Source organism: Alcanivorax sp. HI0044, assembly GCF_001634945.1.
Genome location: NZ_LWEZ01001314.1, coordinates 1 through 672 on the forward strand (window position 1 = coordinate 1; position 672 = coordinate 672).

Annotated in this window: 1 protein-coding gene; it reads right to left on the minus strand. The window is 59.8% G+C overall.

What is annotated here, in order from left to right; genetic code table 11:
• A partial coding sequence (locus A3730_RS19200) for a fatty acid desaturase (protein ID WP_197477532.1) occupies positions 1–571 on the minus strand: 571 nt, incomplete at its 3' end.
• Between the last annotated feature and the right edge of the window lie 101 nt (positions 572–672).

Sequence of the window (672 nt, forward strand, 5' to 3'; positions counted from 1 at the left end):
CCCCCAGCCGCGACGAGGCAGGGTCTTCCGGGGTGGCCACGTCGCGGTGGTGGCCCTTGTTATGCTCAATGGGGAAGTGGCCGTAGCCCAGGGGCGCCAGAACCAGCTTTGCCAGCCAGCGCTCAATACGGGTTTTCTTGTGGCCCAGCTCGTGGCCCAGATTGAGCCCGGCGCCGCCGCAAATGGTGCCCGTCATCAGCACCATGGCGATGACGCCATGCAGGGGGAGAGTGTGAGTGCCCACAAACCACATGCCAAACAGGTAGGCGCCAAGCAGGATTGGCACCAGGGCATAGGTCATCCTGCGGTAGAAGTGATCCGCTTCCAGTTGCGGGACAACCTCCTCCGGTGGGTTGCTCTGGTCTTCACCGATCAGCATGTCCAGCACGGGAATGGTGAGGTAATAGAAGGCCAGCGGCAGCCACAGCAACAAGGCGTTGCCGGTGGTCATATACAGCAATGGGCCCAGGAATACGGTGCCTGGGACTAACAGGGATACCATCCACAGGTGACGCTTGCGATCCCGGTATTCGACCCCGGAGGGGCCGATAAATACGCTTGCCTTGTTCATAAGAGGCCTCGTTGTTGTGTGCAAGTTCATGTCTTGCTGCCATATTGCGCCGCTGTGCTGGGTAGCAGCACCGCAGGAGGTGGCAATAAATCGTCATAAAG